A 20,543-nucleotide genomic window follows, 5' to 3' on the forward strand; every position below is an offset into this window, starting at 1 on the left:
CCGGCCGGCTCAGCGGCTCCCCACCGCCTGCTTCACCAGCGTGCGGCCGAAGTCCCACATCAGGCCGCCGCCGTTGTGGGCCTCGTCCATGACGGCCGTGAAGGCCTTCACGAACCGGTCCACCTCGGGCTCGCCGATGATCAGCGGCGGGATCAGCTTGATGACCTCGAGGTGGTCGCCCGAGACCTGGGTGAGGATGCGGTGCCTGCGCAGCAGCGGCACCACGACCATCTGCGCGAACAGTCCCTTGCGGGCCGCCTGCAGCATCGTCCAGCGGCTGCGCAGCGCCAGCGACCTCGGCCTGCCGAACTCGATGCCGACCATCAGGCCCCGGCCGCGCACCTCGTGCAGCAGCTCGTAGCGGTCGACCAGCGCCGCCAGCTTCGAGCGCAGCAGGTCTCCGGTGGTCCGGGCGTTCTCCACCAGACGCTCCTCCTCCATGACGGCGAGCACCGCCAGCCCGGCCGCCATGGCCTGGGCGTTGGAGCCGAAGCTGGCCGAGTGGACCAGCACCCGGTCCATGGAGGAGTAGACCTTCTTGAAGATCCAGTCCTTGCCGAGCGTGGCGCCGACGGGGACGTAGCCGCCGGACAGCGCCTTGGCCACGCACACCAGGTCCGGCTCCACGTCCCGCTCGTGCCGGTAGGCGAAGAAGTCGCCGGTCCGCCCGATGCCGGTCTGCACCTCGTCCGCGATCAGCAGCGCCTTGTGCCGGTGCAGCAGCTCCTGTGCCGCGCGCAGGAATCCGGGCGGCGCCTCGTGCACGCCCTTGCCCTGGACGGGCTCCACCACGAAGCCCGCCACGTCCCCCCGCTCCAGCTCCCGCTCCAGGCGCCCGAGGTCGCCGAGGGGGATCGCGGTGTCCGGCAGCAGGGGCGCGAAGCCGTCCCGGAAGCCCTCCTCGCCGTTGACCGACAGGGAGCCCGCGGTCAGGCCGTGGAAGGCGTGCTCGCAGTAGAGGATCCTCGGTCTGCCGGTGGCGTACCGGGCGAACTTCAGCGCCGTCTCCACCGCCTCGGTGCCGCTGTTGCCGAAGAACACCCGGTCCAGGTGCGGCGCGTGGGCCAGCAGCTTCTCGGCGAGCAGGCCGGGCAGCGGGGGGCAGTCGAAGCGGGTGAGGTCGGCCAGCTGGGCGTCGAGGACGTCGTGCAACGCCTTGCGGACGACCGGGTGGTGCCGGCCCACCCCCATCACCCCGAAGCCGGCGAGCATGTCGAGGTAGTCCTGCCCGTCGGCGTCCCAGAAGTAGGCGCCCTCGGCGCGCTCGTAGACCTTGTCGAAGCCGATGGTGCGCAGCATGCGCGGCAGCTGGTGGTTGAGGTGCCGGGCGTGCAGGTCGTACCGCTCGCCGCCGCGCTCGGCCAGCAGGTGGGCCAGGTCGAAGCCCTTGGGGTCGTCGGCGGTCATGCGGTGCTCTCCTCCTTGACGGCCGTCTCCTCGGCGCGGGCCAGGGCCTCGCTGATCCGGCCGGCGATCTCGGCGGGGGTCAGGCCGAGGTCGGCGAGCACCTCGGCCCGCTTGGCGTGCGCCAGGAACTGCTCGGGGATGCCGAAGGTCCGTACGGGCAGGTCGACGCCCGCGTCGCGCAGCGCCTGGGACACGGCCCAGCCGACGCCGCCGGTACGGCTGTTGTCCTCGGCCACGGCGACCAGGCGGTGGCGCGCGGCGAGGCCGGGCAGGGCCTCGTCGACCGGCTTGACCCAGCGCGGGTCGACGACCGTGCAGGTGGTGCCGCGATCCCGCAGCAGCCCGGCGACGTCCAGCCCCACCTCCGCCATGGCCCCGACGGCGACGAACAGCACGTCGGCGCCGTCGCCCTCGCCGTCGTTCACGCCCTCGTCCGCGCCGTCCGGCCGGGCCAGGACGTCCATGCCGCCGACCCGTCCGACGGCCGGGATGTCCCGGCCCACGGTCTCCTTCGGGAAGCGCACGACGGTCGGGGCGTCCTCGACGGCCACGGCCTCGCGCAGCTGGGCGCGCAGCTGGCCGGCGTCGCGCGGGGCGGCGATGCGCAGGCCGGGGACGACCTGGAGGATCGACATGTCCCACATGCCGTTGTGGCTGGGCCCGTCGGTGCCGGTGACGCCGGCCCGGTCCAGCACGAACGTCACCCCGCACCTGTGCAGGGCCACGTCCATGAGCACCTGGTCGAAGGCGCGGTTGAGGAAGGTGGCGTAGACGGCGAAGACGGGGTGCAGGCCGCCGGTGGCCAGCCCGGCGGCCGACACCGCGCCGTGCTGCTCGGCGATGCCGACGTCCCAGACCCGGTCGGGGTAGGCCTCGGCGAACTTCGTCAGCCCCACCGGGTGCAGCATCGCCGCCGTGATGGCGACGACGTCGGGCCGCTCGGCACCGATCCTGAGCATCTCGTCGCCGAAGACGGACGTCCACGACATGCCCGTGGAGGGGGACAGCGGTTCGCAGGTCAGCGGGTTCATCACGCCGACCGTGTGGAAACGGTCCGCCTCGTCCTCCAGCGCCGGCCGGTAGCCGCGCCCCTTCTGGGTGCGGCAATGTACGAGGACCGGGCCGTGGAAGCGCTTGGCCCGGCGCAGCGCCGACTCGACGGCGGCGATGTCGTGCCCGTCTATCGGGCCGAGGTACTTCAGGCCCAGGTCCTCGAACATGCCCTGGGGGGCGAAGGTGTCCTTGAAGCCCTTCTTCGCGCCGTGCAGCGACTCGTAGAGCGGCCTGCCGAGGACCGGGACGCGCAGGACCGCGTCCTTGCCCCACGACAGGGCGCGTTCGTAGCCGTCGGTGGTGCGCAGCGTGGCCAGGTGGTCGGCGAGGCCGCCGATGGTGGGCGCGTAGCTGCGGGCGTTGTCGTTGACGACGATGATCAGCTGCCGGTCCTTGGCGGCGGCGATGTTGTTCAGCGCCTCCCAGGCCATGCCGCCGGTGAGCGCGCCGTCGCCGATGACGGCGACGACATGGCGGTTCCAGCGGCCGAGGACCTGGTTGGCCTTGGCGAGGCCGTCGGCCCAGCCCAGGACGGTGGAGGCGTGGCTGTTCTCGATGACGTCGTGCTCGGACTCCTCGCGGGAGGGATAGCCCGACAGGCCTCCCTTGCCGCGCAGCTTGGAGAAGTCCTGTCGCCCGGTCAGCAGCTTGTGGACGTAGCTCTGGTGGCCGGTGTCCCACAGGATGCGGTCGGCGGGCGAGTCGAAGGCGCGGTGCAGGGCGATGGTCAGCTCCACCACGCCGAGGTTCGGCCCGAGGTGGCCGCCGGTCCTGGCCACGGCGTGGACCAGGAAGTGGCGGATCTCCTCGGCGAGGTCGGTCAGGTCCTCCCCGTCCAGTGCCTTCACGTCGTGCGGACCGCGGATGTTCTCCAGCAACGACACGCCGGCCCCCTCCTCTTCTGTCGGCCTGGTGCGCCAGGCTCGTTCGGACCCCGCCGGTCAGACGACGGTGACGGCGGGGCTCCCCGACAGGGCGCCGTCCTTCTCCATCTGCTCGGCGAGCTTCAACGCTTCGTCGATGAGGGTCTCGACGATCTTCGACTCGGGGACGGTCTTGATGACCTCGCCCTTGACGAAGATCTGGCCCTTGCCGTTGCCGGAGGCGACGCCCAGGTCGGCCTCGCGGGCCTCGCCGGGGCCGTTGACGACACAGCCCATGACGGCGACGCGCAGCGGAACCTCCATCCCCTCCAGGCCCGCGGTCACCTGGTCCGCGAGTTTGTAGACGTCCACCTGCGCCCGGCCGCAGGAGGGACACGAGACGATCTCCAGGCGGCGCCGGCGGAGGTTGAGGGACTCCAGGATCTGGATGCCGACCTTGATCTCCTCGGCCGGCGGGGCCGACAGGGAGACGCGGATGGTGTCGCCGATGCCCTCGGAGAGCAGCGCGCCGAAGGCGACGGCGGACTTGATGGTGCCCTGGAAGGCCGGGCCCGCCTCGGTGACGCCCAGGTGCAGCGGGTAGTCGCACTGGGCGGCCAGCCGGCGGTAGGCGTTGACCATCACGACCGGGTCGTTGTGCTTGACCGAGATCTTGATGTCGCGGAAGCCGTGCTCCTCGAAGAGGGATGCCTCCCACAGCGCCGACTCCACCAGCGCCTCGGGGGTGGCCTTGCCGTACTTCTGCAGCAGGCGGCGGTCCAGCGAGCCGGCGTTCACGCCGATACGGATCGGGGTGCCGGCCGCCGAGGCGGCGCGCGCGATCTCCTTGACCTTGTCGTCGAACTGCCGGATGTTGCCCGGGTTCACACGCACCGCCGCGCAGCCGGCGTCGATGGCCGCGAAGACGTACTTCGGCTGGAAGTGGATGTCCGCGATCACCGGGATCCGGGACTTCTTCGCGATGACCGGCAGCGCGTCGGCGTCGTCCTGGGTCGGGCAGGCGACGCGCACGATCTGACAGCCGGCGGCCGTGAGCTCGGCGATCTGCTGCAGCGTCGCGCCGACGTCCGCCGTGACCGTCGTGGTCATCGACTGCACCGACACCGGGGCGTCGCCGCCGACGGGGACCGGCCCGACCTGGATGCGCCGCGAGGGGCGGCGCACCGCGAGCGGCCGGGCCGGGGCCGTGGGCAGCCCGAGGGAGACGGGCTCCGTCGTGGCCACGACGGTCAGCCCCGGTTCCCGGAGACGGTCTCCCGGGCCGCTCGCAGCGATTCCTTGAGCGAGCCCATCGTGGCCAGCACCGCCGTGGGTTCGTAGCCGCAGTGGGCCATGCAGTTGGCGCACCGGGGGTCCTTGCCCCGCCCGTACTTCTCCCACTCGGTCTCCTCGATGAGCTGCCGGTACGTGGGGACGTAGCCGTCGCTCATCAGGTAGCAGGGACGCTGCCAGCCGAAGAGGGAGTAGTTGGGGATGGCCCACGCAGTGCACGGGAAGTCGGCCTTGCCCTCGAGGAAGTCGAGGAAGAGCGGGCTGTGGTTGAGCCGCCAGCGCCGCCGGTTGCCGCCGGCGAAGGCCTTCTTGAACAGCTCGCGGGTCTGCTCGACGCCCAGGAAGTGCTCCTGGTCCGGTGCCTTCTCGTAGGCGTAGGCGGGCGAGATCATCATCTCGTCCACCTGCAGGTCGTCGTTGAGGTAGTTCAGCACCTCGATGACGGTCTGCGCGGTGTCGGTGTTGAAGAACGTCGAGTTGGTGGTGACCCGGAAGCCGCGGCGCTTGGCCTCCTTGATCGCCTCCACCGCCTCGTCGAAGACGCCCTCCTTGGCGACCGACTCGTCGTGCCGCTCGCGCAGCCCGTCGATGTGCACCGCGAACGCGAAATAGGGAGAAGGGGTGAACTTCTCCATCTTCTTCCGCATCAGCAGGGCGTTGGTGCAAAGGAAGACGTATTTCTTCCGGGCCACCAGCTGCCGCACGATTTCATCGATCTGCGGGTGCATCAAAGGCTCGCCGCCGGCGATGGAAACCATGGGTGCACCGGATTCCAGCACCGCGCCGACCGCCTGGGCGACGGGCATGCGCTGTTTCAGCACACCGGCCGGATGCTGGATCTTCCCGCAGCCCTCGCATTTGAGGTTGCAGGCGAAAAGCGGCTCGAGCTCCACGATCAGCGGGAACTTCTCCCGCTTGCGCAGCTTCTGTTCAAAGAGATAGGTCCCGACCCGGATGGTCTGGCGGAGCGGCATGGCCATCTGGCTCACCTCCTGGGGAGCAGCAAAGAACGGTGCCATTCGAAAAAGGCCGGCAGGACGGTGCGGAGTACGCGGAAGGCCGATATTCCACCCCGCAGGGTCCCGATTCGTACCAGTTCATGTTCTGGAGCGTCCACGACCACTCTTACGGCCGCAACCGGGCGGGAACCCGCTCGAACGGCGCTTCGGAGCGTGGCGGCGGACTCCATGTCCGTGGCGAGCGCACCCGCGGCGTGCAGCGCCTGTCGTTCCGCGCCGCGCACGACGTGGTCCGAGCCCACCAGCGGCCCGGTGTGGATGACGCGCCGGGGCGCGAGGCGGGCGAGCTCCTTGGCGAGCAGCTCGGCGCCGACGCACTCCGTGCGGCCCGCGCCGTCGCGCGTCTCGTCGGCGACGACCAGGTCGCCGGGGTGCATCCCGGGGGCCAGGCCGGCGCAGAAGCCCGTGGCGATCACGGCCGCGTCGCGCAGGGCCTCGTCCTCGCCCAGGGCCCGGGCGACGGCGCGCTCGGCGGCCTGCGGGCCCATGCCGGTGCGCAGGACGGTCACGGGTCCGGCCGCGCCGCCCTGGCCGCCGCGCAGGGCGAGGCGCTCGATGCCGAGCGCACAGGCGATCAGCAGCGGGGCGGGGGCCGGCGTGACCGTACCGGGCTTCATCAGCCCTCCAGCCGTTCGTCGGCGAAGGGCTCGCCGTGCAGGTACCGGCCGAGCGCGGTGAGCGGGAAGACCTGGCGGTAGAGGTGGTAGTTGATGGAGAAGTCCCACGGGAAGCCGGTGCCGGTGAAGTACGGCTCGTCCCAGGAGCCGTCCTCGGCCTGCGTGTCGGTCAGGTGGGCCACGCCCCGGACCACGGCCTCGCTGTCGCGCTCCCCGGCGGCCAGCAGGGCCAGCAGGGCCCACGCCGTCTGCGAGGGGGTGGACGCGCCGCGCCCGATCCACTCGGGGTCGCGGTACGAGCGCAGGTCCTCGCCCCAGCCGCCGTCCGGGTTCTGCACCTCGCGCAGCCACGCGACGGCCCGGCGCACGGCCGGATGCGAGGCGGGGATCCCGGCGGCCACCAGGGCGGGGAGCACGGACCCGGTGCCGTAGACGTAGTTGACGCCCCAGCGGCCGAACCAGGCGCCGGACTCCTCCTGCTCGCCCAGCAGCCACTCGATGCCGCGCCGGGTGCGCGGGTCGTGCCGCTTGCCGAGGACGGCCAGCATCTCGACGACGTGCGCGGTGACGTCGGCGGACGGCGGGTCGACGACCTCGCCGAAGTCGCAGAACGGCAGCCGGTTGGGGAAGGGGCTGGTGTTGTCGGCGTCGAAGGCGCCCCAGGCGCCGTTCCTCGACTGCATGCCCACCGTCCAGCGGGCGGCGCGGGCGAGGGCCCTCTCCACCCGGGCGGGGTCGGGGTGCGCGACGCGCTTGAGGGCGAGGGCGACCTCGGCGGTGTCGTCGATGTCGGGGTAGTTGTCGTTGTCGAACTCGAAGGCCCAGCCACCCGGGGGAAGTTCCGGCCGGCGCACGGCCCAGTCGCCGGAGCGCAGGATCTGCTCGTCGAGCATCCAGTCGGCGGCCCTGACCAGCGCCGGGTGGTCGGCGGGCACGCCCGCGTCGGCGAGCGCGATGGTGGCCAGGCAGGTGTCCCAGACCGGGGACTGACAGGCCTCGATCATCCGGACGGGGGCGCCGTCCGCGTCCTCGTGCCAGACGGCGAAACGGTCCAGCGACTCGAGCCCGGCGCGCAGCACCGGGTGGTGGAGGTCGTAGCCGAGGAGGTTCAGGGCGATGACGGAGTAGACGGCGGGGGGCTGGATGCCGCCCCAGCAGCCGTCGTTCTCCTGGCGCTCGATGATCCAGCGGGCCGCGGAGTTCAGCGCCGCGCGGCGCAGCGGGCCCACCGGGAAGCGGTGGTAGAGGTGCAGCGCCTTGTCCATGCGCTGGAAGAGGCCGTCCCAGGTGGTGGCCGGGGCGAGCGGGCGCTGCGGGTTCGGCCGACGGGGGTCGGTGTGGAGCTCGTCGAGGCCGAAGGGGGCGGGCCGTACGGGCCGCAGGGCCGAGACGATCGTCAGGGGGACGATGGTCTGCCGGGCCCACTGGCCGAAGTCGTAGATGTTGAGGGGGAATCGCTTCGGCAGGTACATGATCTCCGGCGGCAGCTCGGGGAGATCCTCCCACCGCCACCAGCCGAAGAGGGCCAGCCAGATGCGGGTGAAGACGCGGGTGGCGGCGATGCCGCCCTGCTCGCGGACCCAGGCGGAGGCGGCGGTCATGTGCGGCGCGTCGGGGGCGTCCCCGGCGAGCCGCAGCGCGACATAGGCCTCGACGGTGGCGGAGAGTTCCGGGGGCCCGTTGTGGAAGGTGGCCCAGGTGCCGTCGGGGAGCTGCCGCGAGCGGATGAAGCGGGCGGCCGCCGCGGTGGTCTTCTCGTCGCGGACGCCGAGGAACTGACGGAGCAGCAGGTCTTCGGCGTCCATGGTGACGTTGGTCTCCAGGTCGCCCTTCCACCAGCCCCGCGGGTCCTGGCGGGTGAGGAGGTGCTCGACGGCGCGGGCGGTGGCCCGCTCCACGGCTTCGCGCCCCTTGGGCGGCTCGGCGTCCGTCGCCGCGCCGGGTGGCGCGGTGGTGCTCTGGCCGGCCTCGGCCACCCGGGGCGGTAGCGCCCCGGTGCCGTCGGTCGTCGCTGTCATGGCTTCCCCTAATGCAGTGAGTTTCTTCTCTGCCGTACTGCTTGTTACTGCCGTACTTGGGGGGGGGTTCCGTCGGCCGGCGCCGAGCAGGGCACCGGCCGGCGACCGCGAGGGTGGCTAGTTCGGGTGAATGGCGATCCTCTTTCGTTCCTCAGCTCTTGCGCACGACGACGAAGTCGGCGAGCGCGGTCAGCTGCGCCCGGACCTCGGCCGGCATGTCGATCGCGCTCAGGGCCTGGATGGCCGTGGCGTGCTGGCGACGGGCCTCCTCGGAGGTCCACTCGCGGCCGCCCGCCTCCTCGATCAGCGCCGCGCGGCTGGCGAACTCTTCCTCGGTGAAGTGGGCGAGCTGAGCGTCGCTCAGCTTGGCGTCGTCGGCGAGGATCCGGGCCAGCCGCTCGGAGGCCGGGCCGCCCGCCGCGAGGGCGGCGACGACCGGGAGGGACTTCTTGCGCTGGCGCAGGTCGCTCCAGGTCTGCTTGCCGGTGGTCTCCGGGTCGCCCCAGATGCCCAGCAGGTCGTCGACGGCCTGGAAGGCGAGGCCGAGGTGGTAGCCGTAGGCCTCCAGGGTGTCGGCCGTACGGTCGTCGGCACCGCCGAGGACCGCGCCGATGGAGACCGCGCAGGCCAGCAGGGCGCCGGTCTTGTTGCCCTCCATCTCCAGGCATTCCTCGACGGTGACCCGCTCGCGGTGCTCGTAGGAGATGTCCTGGGCCTGGCCGTCGATGAGCTTGCGGGTGGCGGTGGTCAGCCGCCGGGTGGCCCGGCCCGCCTCGACGGTGCCGAGCTCGAGGAGCACCTCGTTGGCGAGCGCGAAGAGCGCGTCGCCCACGAGGATGGCCTGGGCCGGGCTGTAGGCCTTCCAGACGGTGTCGCGGTGGCGGCGCTGCTCGTCGCCGTCCATCAGGTCGTCGTGCAGCAGCGAGAAGTTGTGCACGAGCTCGACGGCGACGGCGCCGGGGACGCCCACCTCGGGAGCGGCGCCCGCCGCCTCGGCGGACAGCAGGGCGAGGGCGGGCCGGATGGCCTTGCCGCTGTCGCCGTGCGCCGGCCGGCCTTCGACGTCGATCCAGCCGAAGTGGTAGGCGGCGACGGTGTCCATGGGTGCCGCGAGCCGGTTGACGGCGGCACGCAGCACCGGCGTGGCAAGCGTCCGTCCGCGCTCCAGCAGGGCGCGAACGCCCGCGGTGTCGACAGCTGGGATCGCCGATGTCACGGTCTCTCCTCTGGTGATCGTGCTCACGCGCGTCCCGCCTGCGGGAACGCGCGCCTTGATGGCTCGCTGGTTCATACCGCCGCCTCCCTGAGGGGGCTTCGGTGAGGTCGGCCGAGCTCGGAGAGTGCCGCGCCGGCGGCGTTCAGACCGCTTCGCACCGCGCTCTCCATGGTCGCGGGCCAGCCGGTGGCGGTCCACGCACCGGCCAGGTAGAGGCCGGGCGCGTTCGTGGGGGCGTCCGGCCGCAGCCGGCCGACGCCCGGGGCGGGGGCGAACGTCGCCGTGCGCTCCCGGGTGACGAAGAAGTCGCGTACGACCGCGCCCCGGGCCGCCGGAAGCAGCCGCTCGAGCTCGGGAAGATAGCGCTCGCGCAGCTCGGCGACGGGCCGGTCGATGTCGTCCTGCGCGACCGACTGGGAGACGGCCAGGTACTGGGCGCCGGGCTCCCGCTCGGCCAGTCCGGAGGAGTCGGTGCGGTCGAAGACCCACTGCACGGGGCTGCCGAGCGCGGCGAAGAAGGGCTGCCGCAGCACCGTGCGGTCGTAGACGACGTGCAGGTTGAGGATGGGGGCCGTGTCGATGCCGAGCAGGCGGTCGGCGTCGTCGAGGGCGCCCTCGGGCAGCAGGGCGTGGGTCTCGCGCTGGGGTACGGCCAGCACGACGACGTCGGCGTCGAGCCGCTCGGCGGCGCCGGGTCCGGCCTCGGTGCGCACCTGCCAGCCGCCGGCGCCGACGCGCTCGACGTGGGTGGCGCGGGTGCGCAGGGCGTAGCGGACGCCCGCCCGGTCCAGGGCGGCGCGGGCCCGGGCGTCGTGCAGCTCGCCGAGCGGCACGCGCGCCCAGCCGATGTCGGCGGCGCCGGGCTCGGAGAGCAGCCCGGTCTTGAAGACCATGGCGGCCAGGCCCAGCGAGGACCGGTCGGCGGTGGCGTTGAGGGTGGCCACGCCCACCAGGTCCCACAGGGCCTCGACGGCGCGGTCCGACTGGCCGTGGCGGTGCAGCCAGGAGGCGAAGTCCTCGCCGTCCAGCGCGGGGTCCATCGGGTCGAGCTTGCCCAGGGCCAGCGCGGCCCGGCCGACCTTGGCCCGCTCGGCGAGCGAGAGGTGGGGGTAGGTGGCCAGGCTCGCCGCCAGGTGCAGGGGCACGGGCAGGGCGGCGCGGCGCAGCCGGCCCAGGCGGGGCCGTCCCGAGGGGTGGCCGACGTCCAGGACGGGCACGTCGAGCCGGTCCTGCAGGGGGGCCAGGTGCAGCGCGTCGACCCGGTCGAGGAACCACTGGTAGGCGGTGCAGCAGCGCAGGTAGACGTGCTGGCCGTTGTCGACGGTGAGGTCGCCGCGGCGGAAGGAGAAGGCCAGGCCGCCCAGGCGCGGCCGGCCTTCGACGAGCGTGACGGACAGGCCGGCGTCGGCGAGCTCGAGGGCGGCGGTGACGCCGGCGAGCCCGCCCCCGATCACTACCGCGGCCGCCCCGTCGGGGCGGCCTGCCTCGTCTGTGCGGAGCCGGTCGGGCCGGGTCGTCGTCTCCGATGTCATGCGCCCACCCCCTCGGCTGATGTCAGGGACGCGACGGCCGGCTGGAGGGTTGCGCACCGCTTTCCGGTGCCGGGACGGAGCATCAGGCGCGCCCCCTGGCGGCCTGCCGGTGGACGCTGCGCGCGTCGTAGCCGGACAGCCCGCGCACGGCCACGAAGGCCTTCTCCCGGCCGGGCAGGGAGACCCTGCCGCGCAGCACGGCGGCGGGCTCCTCGGCGATACGATCCAGCAGCCTGCGGTAGATGCCGGACATGGCGGCCACGCAGGCGCCGCTGCGCCGGTCGAGCATGGGCAGCAGCTTCATTCCCTCGGCGAACAGCGCGCGGGCGCGCCGGACCTCGAAGTGCACCAGCCCGGCGAAGTCCGCGCCGGCCGGGGGCCGGACGGAGTGGAAGCCCGCCGAGCAGCCGAACTTGGCGAGGTCGTCGGAGGGCAGGTAGCTGCGGCCGTTGGCGGCGTCCTCGCGGAGGTCGCGCAGGATGTTGGTGAGCTGCAGCGCGAGGCCCAGGGTGTCGGCGTACTCGGGAGCGCGCGCCGCGTCCCGGGCTCCGGGCACGGTGCCGAACACGCCGAGCGAGAGCCGGCCGATGGCGCCCGCCACGCAGCGGCAGTACCGGGCGAGGTCGTCCCACGTCTCGTAGGTCTCGCCGCGCACGTCCATCTGGACCCCGTCGATGAGCTCGTCGAGCCCGCCGATGGGGATGGGGAAGCGGCGCACGGCGTGCGCGAGCGCGACGGCCACCGGGTCGGTGTCGTCCTCGTCGACATCGCCCGCCCGGATCCGCTCGAGCGTGGTCCGGGCGTCCTCCAGGCGCAGCCGCTTGGCCTCGGGGTCCAGCGGCCCGTCGCCGATGTCGTCGACGCGCCGCGAGAAGGCGTACAGCGCCGACATGGCCCGCCGCTTGGCGGTCGGCAGCAGTCTGATGCCGTAGCTGAAGTTGCCGGCCTGCTGTCCGGTGACGGCCTCGCAGTAGCTGTACGCGGCGAGTACCGGTGCGGACGCGTGTGGCGTTCCGTTCACGGTCCCGCTCACCCCTCTCTTCGCAATGTCGCCCCGGCCTCGCGCAGCACACTGAGCCTGGTGGCCTTGGGCGGTCCGGGGAGAACGTCGTATCCGGCGGCGGCGACCGCCCGGAGCGCTGCCCTCCCCCCGCCCACGAATCCCGCGAGCAACAGCTTCAGCCTGCCGTGGACGCTACCCACCAGGGGGGTGCCTTCATTCAGCAGGTGCCCGGCGCGTTCCGCCTCGTACGCGACCAGCGCGCGCACCGATGCGCCGCTGGTGGGGAGCGCCAGGTCGGCCTCGGTGACGCGGAAGCGCTCCATGTCCTCGGCGGGCAGGTAGACGCGGTCGCGGCCGAGGTCCTCGGCGACGTCCTGCAGGTGCTCGATGATCTGCAGGGCCGTGCAGACCGCGTCCGAGCGGCGGATCCGCTCGGGGCTCGCCGTGCCGGTGACGCCCAGGACGAGCCGGCCGACGGGGTTGGCGGACAGCTCGCAGTAGGCGAGCAGGTCGTCGTACGTGGCGTAGCGGCGCACCCGCTGGTCCTGGCGGTTGGCCTCGATCAGCCCGAGGAAGGGCTCGGGGGTCAGGCCGTGCCGGCGCACGGTGGGCCGCAGGCGGAGCAGCAGCGGGTGGCGGGGTCCGGTGCCGGCGGTGTCGAAGACGCGGCGCAGGTCGGCCTCGAAGGCGTCGAGCATGGCGAGGCGGTCGTCGGTCTGCTCGCGGTCCAGGCCCAGCAGCTCCGCGTCCCGGCCGCCGGGGGCCAGGTCGCCGTCGCCGATGTCGTCGACGAGGCGGGCGTAGCCGTAGACGGCCATGAGGTCCTCACGCCAGGCGCGCGGCACGAAGAAGGGCGCCACGGGGAAGTTCTCGTGCGCGGCCTTGTCGAGCACGGCGCGCGCGTGCGCGTCCGTCCCCGCGGTCATCGCGGGTTGCCCGGACCGGGGACGGCGTACGCGTCTCGCTTCCGGAGAGGCCCCGCAGCCAATACAGCCATTGCCGTCACATCTCCCGTTCTACACTGCCGACCCAGAACATCCTATTTCGGACACGCCGCAGGCCTGTCCCGCCATGGGGCTCCCCCTCGAGCCTCCCTCCGCGGCGCCCCCGCCGGCGGTCCGGCGCGGTTTTCGCCACGCCCCGCCCCAAACGGCCGCAAATGCACGCTACAGCGTACGCCGTACAGGTGCCCGACGTCCGCCCGGGTACGCGCCTTGATCCATACCATGCCACGCAGGAGCCGAATCAACCCTGCGGACAAGGCAGTTGGTCGTTACGGATAGGTCAAGGCCCCCGAGGGCACGAGCCGACGGGGGCCGGACCACGGCGTGTCCGCGCTCTTCGCTAGCGCGCCGTCTCCTTCTCGTACGCCCGGACCACCTCGTCGGTCGGCCCGTCCATCAGCAGCTCCCCGCGTTCCAGCCACAGCACCCGGTCGCAGGTGTCCCGGATGGACCGGTTGTTGTGGCTGACCAGGAAGACCGTGCCGGCCTCCTTGCGCAGCTCGCGGATGCGGGCCTCGGAGCGCTTCTGGAACGAGCGGTCGCCGGTGGCCAGCGCCTCGTCGATCATCAGCACGTCGTGGTCCTTGGCCGCGGCGATGGAGAACCGCAGCCGGGCCGCCATGCCGGAGGAGTACGTGCGCATGGGCAGCGTGATGAAGTCGCCCTTCTCGTTGATGCCCGAGAAGTCGACGATCCCCTGGTAGCGCTCGCGGATCTGCTCGCGCGACATGCCCATGGCCAGACCGCCGAGCATCACGTTCTTCTCGCCCGTGAGGTCGTTCATCATGGCCGCGTTCACGCCCAGCAGCGAGGGCTGGCCGTCGGTGTAGATCTTCCCGCGCTCGGTGGGCAGCAGCCCGGCGACCGCCTTGAGCAGGGTCGACTTGCCGGAGCCGTTGGAGCCGATCAGACCGATGGCCTGGCCTCGGTACGCGGTGAAGCTCACACCCCTGACGGCGTGCACCTCGCGCACCCCCGCGCCGGGCGTGCGCTTGATGATGCGGTTCAGGGCGGCGGTGGCGCTGCCGCGGCCGGTGTTGCCGCCGTAGACGCGGTAGACGATGTGGACGTCGTCCGCGATCACGGTGGGCACGGGTGCGGACGCCTGGGCGCCGGTTTTCGGATCAGCCACGGCCGTACTGCTCCTCAGCCTTCCAGAAGTACACGAAGCCGCCGAGCCCGACCAGCACGGCCCAGCCCACCGCCAGCGCCCACACGTGCGGCGGCAGGTGGATCCGGCTGTGGTCGTCGATCAGCGACCAGCGCATGAGGTCGATGTAGACGGCGGCCGGGTTGGCGCTCAGCACGTCGATCACCCACGCCGGGGCGTGGTTGTTCTTCAGCGCGTCGGTCAGGCTGTACATCACACCGGACGCGTACATCCAGGTGCGGGTGATGAACGGCAGCAGCTGCGCCAGGTCGGGGGTCTTGCTGCCCGCGCGGGCGAGGGCCATCGCCAGCCCGGTGTTGAAGAGGAACTGCAGCGTCAGCACCGGGACGACCAGCACCCAGGACAGCGCCGGCATGTGCCCGAACCCGATGAGGAAGACGAAGAGCACGCCCATCGACAGCAGCAGCTGCTGGAGCTGCTGCAGCGCGAACGAGATCGGCAGGGCCGCCCGGGGGAAGTGCAGGGCCCGCACCAGCCCCAGGTTGCCCGCGATGGAGCGCACGCCCGCCATGGCCGAGCTCTGGGTGAAGGTGAAGACGAAGACGCCCGTGATCAGGAAGGGGACGTAGGTACGGATCCCCATGCCCTTGCTCTGCTGCATCAGCAGACCGAAGATCAGGAAGTACACCGAGGCGTTCAGCAGGGGCGTGGCCACCTGCCAGACCTGACCCAGCTTGGCCTGGCTGTACTGGGCGGTCATCTTCGCCCGGGAGAAGGCGATGATGAAGTGCCGCCGGTCCCACAGCTGCCGGGCGTACTCCGCCAGGCCGGGGCGGGCCCCGCTGACCGCGAGGCCGTACTTCCTGGCCAGATCGGCGGCGGGAAGACCGTCGTCGGGTGACGGCGGGGCACTCAGGGCGACCGCACCGTCGTGCGTTGTCTCGCTCACAGTTGACACTTTCGTCCTCAAGGTGCGCTGCCGGGGCCGGGCCCCGGACCGCGCCCGATGCTCTTAAGACACGAGCTTGTCAGATCACGGGCGGGCGACCCAGTCGGGTCAGGCGCCACACGGTACGCCACTTCATCGGCCGGCGCGGACCGCAGGAAGCCGTCCAGCCCTCCTTGAAGCCGCCCAGCCACGCGCGCAGCGCGGCCGGGGACGGCCGGCGGGCCAGGGTCAGCAGCAGCCACACCCCGAGATAGACCGGGACCAGCGGGGCGGGCAGGTTGCGGCGGGCCAGCCACACCCGGTTGCGGGCCACCATCCGGTGGTAGACGGCGTGCCGGCTGGGGGCGGTGGTCGGGTGGTGCAGGACCATGTCCGCCCGGTAGTCGATCATCCAGCCGGCGTCGAGGGCCCGCCAGGCCAGGTCGGTCTCCTCGTGCGCGTAGAAGAACTCGTCCGGCAGGCCGCCGACCTCGGCGAGGACCCGGGTGCGCACCGCGTTGGCGCCGCCGAGGAAGGTGGTCACCCGCGAGGAGCGCATCGGGTCCGAGGCGCGCAGCCGGGGCACGTGGCGACGCTGGGTGACGCCGGTGTCGGGGTCGGCGATGCGGAAGCTGATGATGCCGAGCCGGCGGTCGGCGGCGAAGGCCTCCCGGCACAGCTGGGCCGTGTCCTGGCGCGGCAGCAGACCGTCGTCGTCGAGGAAGAGAAGGATGTCGACGTCGCGGCCGGCCGGGCCGAACGCCTCGATGCCGACGTTGCGGCCGGCCGGGATGCCCACGTTCTCGGGCAGCTCGACGGTCCGTACGGCCAGGCCCGGGACGGTCAGCTCGGGCAGCGGGGAGCCGTTGCCGACGACGACGACCTCGATGGGGTCGCCGTTCTGCTTGGCGACCGACTCCAGCAGGGCGCGCAGCTCGTCGGGGCGGTTGCCCATGGTCAGGACGACCGCGCCGACCTTCGTGGGGGCGCTCATCGCAGCCTGCTGGAGACGAGGATGGACACCAGGTGCAGCAGCGTCTGGACGAGCGCGATGCCGGCCAGGACCGCCACGCCGAGGCGGCTGAAGAACAGGTCGCCCCGCACCGCGTCCAGGATCGCGAGGCCCAGGATCAGCAGGGACGCCTCGATGCCGAGGATGAGGCGGTGGAACTTCAGGGCGGCGGCGGCCTTGCGGGCCAGCGCCATGCCGGACGAGCGCGGCTCGGACGCCGACTCCTTGACGGGCGGCAGCCCGCCCTGGTGCCGGGCGACCCCGACGAGGTCGGTCTCGGCCTTGATCAGGATGGCGCCGAGGGCGGCGAGGGTGCCCAGGAACGCCCACAGCCAGTCGATCCGGCCGGAGCCCCACAGGTCGGCGGCGCGCAGCCCGAAGCCGACCAGGACCGCGGCGTCGCACAGGTAGGCGCCGACCCGGTCCAGGTAGACGCCGCCGAGCGAGAACTGCTTCTTCCAGCGGGCGACCTCGCCGTCGACGCAGTCGAGCAGCAGGTAGAGCTGGACCATCAGCACGCCGAGCACGGCGCCCGGGATCCCGGGCACCAGCAGGGCCGGGGCCGAAAGGACGCCGAAGACGGTCATCAGATAGGTGAGCTGGTTGGGCGTGATCCGGGTGTTGACCAGGTACCGGTCGCAGCGCAGCGAGATCTCTCGCATGTACAGGCGGCCGGCCCAGTGCTCACCGCTGCGCCGGTCCTTCACCCCCGCGGGGTGGACGACCGGGCGGAGTTCAGCGACTGACGGTTTGTGCATAGTCGGCGTATGCGTCCCTGATCTGGTCGGTGGAGAGGTCGAGGTGCTCCAGGATGGTGTAGCGCCCGGGGCGGGTCTGCGGAGCGAACTCGACGACCTTGACGAACTCGTCGTCACTGAAGCCGATCTCGCCCGGCAGCACGGGCAGGCCGTGCCGGCGCAGGACCTCGACCATCAGCGCGGACTCCTCGTGGGCCCCGCGCAGGTGCATCGCGAAGGCGGCGCCGAGGCCGCACTGCTCGCCATGGCTGGCGGCTCGCTTGGGGTAGAGCAGGTCGAAGGCGTGGTTGATCTCGTGGCAGGCGCCGGACGCCGGGCGGCTGTCGCCGGCCACCGACATCGAGATGCCGGTGAGGACCAGGCCCTCGGCGAGCACCTGCAGGAAGCCGTCGTCGCCGACCCCGCCGGGGTGGCGCAGCACGGCCTCGCCGGCCTGCCGGGCGATGGCGGCGGCCAGGCCGTCGATGTCCTCGCCGCGCTCGCGGTGGGCGAGCTCCCAGTCCGCGACCGCGGAGATGTTGGAGATCGCGTCACCGATGCCGGAGCGGACGAAGCGGACCGGGGCCTCACGGATGACGTCGAGGTCGATCACGACGGCGATGGGGTTGGGCACGCCGTACGAGCCGCGGCCCGCGTCGTTGTCGAGGGTGGCGACCGGCGAGCACAGACCGTCGTGCGAGAGGTTCGTGGCCACGGCCACCAGCGGCAGGCCGATGCGCGCCGCCGCGAACTTCGCGCAGTCGATGATCTTGCCGCCGCCGAGGCCCACGACCGCGTCGTAGTGCCCGGACTTCATGGCGTCGGCGAGCTTGATCGCGTCGTCCAGCGTGCCGCCGCCGACCTCGTACCACGAGGCGCCGGGCAGCGCCGGGGCGAGCCGCTCGCGCAGCTTCGCCCCGGAGCCGCCGCTGATGGCGACGGCCAGCTTGCCGGAGCTGGAGATCCGCTGGTCGGCGAGGACACTCGCCAGATCGTCCAGGGCTCCGGCACGGATGTCGACGACGACCGGCGAGGGGATGAGCCTCGTCAGTACTGGCACGCGATCTCCCGGCCCTTGGCGAGGTCGTCGTGGTTGTCGATCTCGACCCACTTGACGTCGCCGATCGGCGCGATGTCGATCTTGAAGCCGCCGTTGACGAGCTCCTGGTAGCCGTCCTCGTAGTAGAGGTCGGGGTCGCGCTCGAAGGTGGTCTTCAGCGCGTCGGCGAGCTCCGCGCCGGCCTCGGCCTCGATGAGGGTGACGCCGATGTACTCGCCGGTGGCCTCGCTGGGCTCCATCAGCTTGGTGATCTTCTGGACGCCCTTCTCGGCGTCCACGACGACCTTCATCTCCTCGTCGGCGAGGCTCTTCACCGTGTCGAGGGCGAGGATGATCTTCTGACCGTCGCCGCGGGCGGCGAGCAGGGTCTTCTCGACCGAGACCGGGTGGACGGTGTCGCCGTTGGCGAGGATCACACCGCGGCCCAGGACCTCACGGGCGCACCACAGGGAGTAGGCGTTGTTCCACTCCTCGGCCTTGTCGTTGTCGATCAGGGTGAGCTTGAGGCCGTACTTGGCCTCCAGCGCCTCCTTGCGCGCGTACACGGCCTCCTTGCGGTAGCCGACGACGATCGCGACCTCGGTCAGGCCGACCTCGGCGAAGTTGCCGAGGGTCAGGTCGAGGACGGTGAGCGACTCCTCGGCCCCTTCGGGACCGACCGGCACCAGCGCCTTGGGCAGGGTGTCGGTGTAGGGGCGCAGACGCCGTCCGGCGCCGGCTGCCAGCACGAGGCCGATCATGCGGGTTCTCCTGTTTCGTCGTGTACTGCGGGCGCCCCGGAGGACACCCAGAACCGGATGCTCTCCGAGAGCACCGCGAGCGCGATGGCGACCGCGAGGGCCGTCAGCGCGATGGTGAAGCCTTGACCGTGCCAGAGGGCGGCGGCGATCGTGACCGCCAGGACCCGTCCCTCGTGTCCGCCGATCGCCCGCACCAGCCAGTGCGGGGGCGCACCGGTGCCGCCGCGGATGCGGTACACCGTGTCGTAGTGATGGTAGGCGACCGCGGCCACCAGGCCGAAAGCCGCAGGAAGCGCCCCGTCGGCCCCGGATTTCGCCGCGAGCACGAGGATCATGCCGTACTCGGCGGCCCGCAGGACGGGCGGTACGAGCCAGTCGAGGGGGCCCTTGAGGGGCTGCGCCACGGCGACGCCCGCGAAGACGGCGTAGACCACGGCCTGCAGGACGGCCCGCCAGGTGCCGGCGTTGCCGGCGAAGAGCGGACCGACGAGCAGCGAGGCCGTCGCCAGCAGCGCCCAGAAGGGCGCGCTGTAGGCCGTGGCGGGCACCGTGCGGCCGACGCTGCCGGCCGCGAGCTCGGCGAGCGGGCCGGAGTCGGCGAGGTCCGCCAGCGCCTGGGCGGCGCGGTCGGTGCGCTTGGCCTTGCGGGTCAGCGAGCGCAGCACGCGGCCCGCGGTGGTGTAGCAGGCGGCGAACGCGCAGCCGATCAGCAGCACCGTGAAGACGACGCGGGGCGTGGTGAGGGCGGTGAGGACCGCGATCAGCGCCCAGCGCTCGCCGATGGGCAGCACGATCATGCGGCGCGCCCAGACCGTCCAGCCGACGCTGTCGAGCTTGTCGGAGAGGGCGGCGGTGGGGCTGGTGTTGGCGGTGGCGTCGTGGTTCGCCTCGTTGAAGGAGAAGTCGACGACGTGCCGGCAGGTCTGCAGGACCATCGCGCCCAGCGCCAGCGCCCAGACGTCGTCGCCGCCGCGGGCGGCGCCGAGCGCCAGGCCCGCGTAGTAGGCGTACTCCTTGGCGCGGTCGAACGTGGCGTCGAGCCAGGCGCCGAGCGTGGAGTACTGCAGGGAGTAGCGGGCGAGCTGGCCGTCGGTGCAGTCCAGCACGAAGGAGGCGATCAGCAGCACGCCGGCCGCGACGTACCCGCCCCGGCTGCCGGTGGCCGCGCAGCCGGCCGCGATCAGTGCGGTGAGCAGCGAGGCCGTGGTGACCTGGTTGGGGGTGAGGCCCCGGCGGGCGCACCACCGCGCGATGTAGCGGGAGTACGGGCTGATGAAGAAGGTGGTGAAGAACCCGTCGCGGGACTTCACGGCGGCGCGCAGCCGGACGGCCTCGTCGTCGACGGCCTCGACCTCGCCCAGCGTCTTGGCCCGGGCCTCCTCGCCCTCGGGCACGGCGGCGACGAGGACGCCCAGCTCGGGACGGTGGACGGCGACGCCGTCGGCCTCCATCCGGGCGGCGAGGTCACCGGGGCCGGTGGCAGTGGAGGCGGCGGAGGCGAGCTCGGCGCGCGCCTCGGGCAGGGCGCCGAGCGCCCCTTCGACGGCGCAGGCCGGGAAGCGGGGGTCGGTCAGGGCCAGCCGCAGGGCGTGCACGTGGCCCACGAAGCGGGGGTCGACCACGGCGACCCGCTCTCCGGCCGGGACCGCGGCCAGCTCACCGGCGATGCCGGCGCCAAACGCGGCCGTACGGACGTCGAAGCCCAGCGACCGCAGGTCGTCCTCGAGGGAGGAGCCGGCGGGCGGCGGACCGATGAGGATGGCGGTCGACAGACGAACTCACTCCTTGCGGCTGGCGTGGCCGCCTCGGGGCCGCGGTTCACGGCGGGCAGCGGGCGTGGCGCGCCAGGGCCCCGGCGAGGGGGCGGCGTGCGGCACGTCGGCAGAGGCTATCGGATCAACGGAAGCCGCCGTTCACCGCACGTGCACCC

At 72.4% G+C, this 20,543-nt stretch carries 17 protein-coding genes; all 17 read right to left on the bottom strand.

The features are described from left to right. Positions 1 to 9: 9 nt before the first annotated feature. Positions 10 to 1,407, bottom strand: a complete 1,398-nt coding sequence (locus tag J1792_RS27620) for an aspartate aminotransferase family protein (protein ID WP_086568492.1) — start codon at positions 1,405 to 1,407, stop codon at positions 10 to 12. Continuing rightward, complete coding sequence (gene dxs / locus J1792_RS27625; protein WP_086568490.1) at positions 1,404 to 3,344, bottom strand: 1-deoxy-D-xylulose-5-phosphate synthase; 1,941 nt, start codon at positions 3,342 to 3,344, stop codon at positions 1,404 to 1,406. The genes J1792_RS27620 and dxs overlap by 4 nt, the downstream gene beginning before the upstream one ends. Positions 3,345 to 3,401: 57 nt before the next feature. Further along, positions 3,402 to 4,568 (bottom strand): flavodoxin-dependent (E)-4-hydroxy-3-methylbut-2-enyl-diphosphate synthase, encoded by a 1,167-nt coding sequence (gene ispG / locus J1792_RS27630; protein ID WP_207248413.1) that lies wholly within the window; start codon positions 4,566 to 4,568, stop codon positions 3,402 to 3,404. Between the two features lie 5 nt (positions 4,569 to 4,573). Continuing rightward, a complete protein-coding gene (gene hpnH, locus J1792_RS27635) occupies positions 4,574 to 5,596 on the bottom strand; it encodes an adenosyl-hopene transferase HpnH (protein WP_179198842.1) in 1,023 nt (340 codons plus the stop codon). Between the two features lie 5 nt (positions 5,597 to 5,601). Continuing rightward, positions 5,602 to 6,252, bottom strand: coding sequence for a phosphorylase family protein (locus tag J1792_RS27640; protein WP_086568485.1), 651 nt, complete (start codon positions 6,250 to 6,252; stop codon positions 5,602 to 5,604). Further along, positions 6,252 to 8,270: a squalene--hopene cyclase gene (shc, locus tag J1792_RS27645; RefSeq protein ID WP_086568483.1), complete on the bottom strand. Its 2,019-nt coding sequence runs from the start codon at positions 8,268 to 8,270 to the stop codon at positions 6,252 to 6,254. Before shc ends, J1792_RS27640 begins: the two co-directional genes overlap by 1 nt. A gap of 151 nt (positions 8,271 to 8,421) precedes the next feature. Continuing rightward, positions 8,422 to 9,486 carry a polyprenyl synthetase family protein gene (locus tag J1792_RS27650; RefSeq protein ID WP_242705312.1) on the bottom strand — a complete coding sequence of 355 codons (1,065 nt, stop codon included), beginning with the start codon at positions 9,484 to 9,486 and terminating at the stop codon, positions 8,422 to 8,424. A gap of 71 nt (positions 9,487 to 9,557) precedes the next feature. After that, positions 9,558 to 11,018 carry a hydroxysqualene dehydroxylase HpnE gene (hpnE, locus tag J1792_RS27655; protein ID WP_086568482.1) on the bottom strand — a complete coding sequence of 487 codons (1,461 nt, stop codon included), beginning with the start codon at positions 11,016 to 11,018 and terminating at the stop codon, positions 9,558 to 9,560. An 82-nt stretch (positions 11,019 to 11,100) separates the two neighbouring features. After that, positions 11,101 to 12,051 (bottom strand): presqualene diphosphate synthase HpnD, encoded by a 951-nt coding sequence (gene hpnD / locus J1792_RS27660; RefSeq protein WP_086568480.1) that lies wholly within the window; start codon positions 12,049 to 12,051, stop codon positions 11,101 to 11,103. Continuing rightward, positions 12,048 to 12,947 (bottom strand): squalene synthase HpnC, encoded by a 900-nt coding sequence (gene hpnC, locus J1792_RS27665; RefSeq protein ID WP_179198840.1) that lies wholly within the window; start codon positions 12,945 to 12,947, stop codon positions 12,048 to 12,050. The genes hpnD and hpnC overlap by 4 nt, the downstream gene beginning before the upstream one ends. 418 nt (positions 12,948 to 13,365) lie before the next feature. Continuing rightward, positions 13,366 to 14,157: an ABC transporter ATP-binding protein gene (locus tag J1792_RS27670; RefSeq protein WP_086568478.1), complete on the bottom strand. Its 792-nt coding sequence runs from the start codon at positions 14,155 to 14,157 to the stop codon at positions 13,366 to 13,368. Then, complete coding sequence (locus J1792_RS27675) at positions 14,150 to 15,085, bottom strand: ABC transporter permease (protein WP_086568477.1); 936 nt, start codon at positions 15,083 to 15,085, stop codon at positions 14,150 to 14,152. The genes J1792_RS27670 and J1792_RS27675 overlap by 8 nt, the downstream gene beginning before the upstream one ends. A gap of 79 nt (positions 15,086 to 15,164) precedes the next feature. After that, positions 15,165 to 16,058, bottom strand: a complete 894-nt coding sequence (locus tag J1792_RS27680) for a glycosyltransferase family 2 protein (RefSeq protein WP_086568475.1) — start codon at positions 16,056 to 16,058, stop codon at positions 15,165 to 15,167. Next, positions 16,055 to 16,834: a CDP-alcohol phosphatidyltransferase family protein gene (locus tag J1792_RS27685; protein WP_086568473.1), complete on the bottom strand. Its 780-nt coding sequence runs from the start codon at positions 16,832 to 16,834 to the stop codon at positions 16,055 to 16,057. Before J1792_RS27685 ends, J1792_RS27680 begins: the two co-directional genes overlap by 4 nt. Beyond that, a complete protein-coding gene (locus J1792_RS27690; protein WP_086568472.1) occupies positions 16,812 to 17,873 on the bottom strand; it encodes an iron-containing alcohol dehydrogenase family protein in 1,062 nt (353 codons plus the stop codon). Before J1792_RS27690 ends, J1792_RS27685 begins: the two co-directional genes overlap by 23 nt. After that, entirely contained in the window at positions 17,861 to 18,613 is a 753-nt protein-coding gene (locus J1792_RS27695; RefSeq protein WP_086568470.1) for a phosphocholine cytidylyltransferase family protein, read from the bottom strand. Before J1792_RS27695 ends, J1792_RS27690 begins: the two co-directional genes overlap by 13 nt. Beyond that, complete coding sequence (locus J1792_RS27700; protein WP_086568468.1) at positions 18,610 to 20,385, bottom strand: DUF5941 domain-containing protein; 1,776 nt, start codon at positions 20,383 to 20,385, stop codon at positions 18,610 to 18,612. The genes J1792_RS27695 and J1792_RS27700 overlap by 4 nt, the downstream gene beginning before the upstream one ends. Positions 20,386 to 20,543 lie beyond the last annotated feature (158 nt).

This window comes from Streptomyces triculaminicus (assembly GCF_017349075.1).
Lineage (GTDB): Bacteria > Actinomycetota > Actinomycetes > Streptomycetales > Streptomycetaceae > Streptomyces > Streptomyces triculaminicus.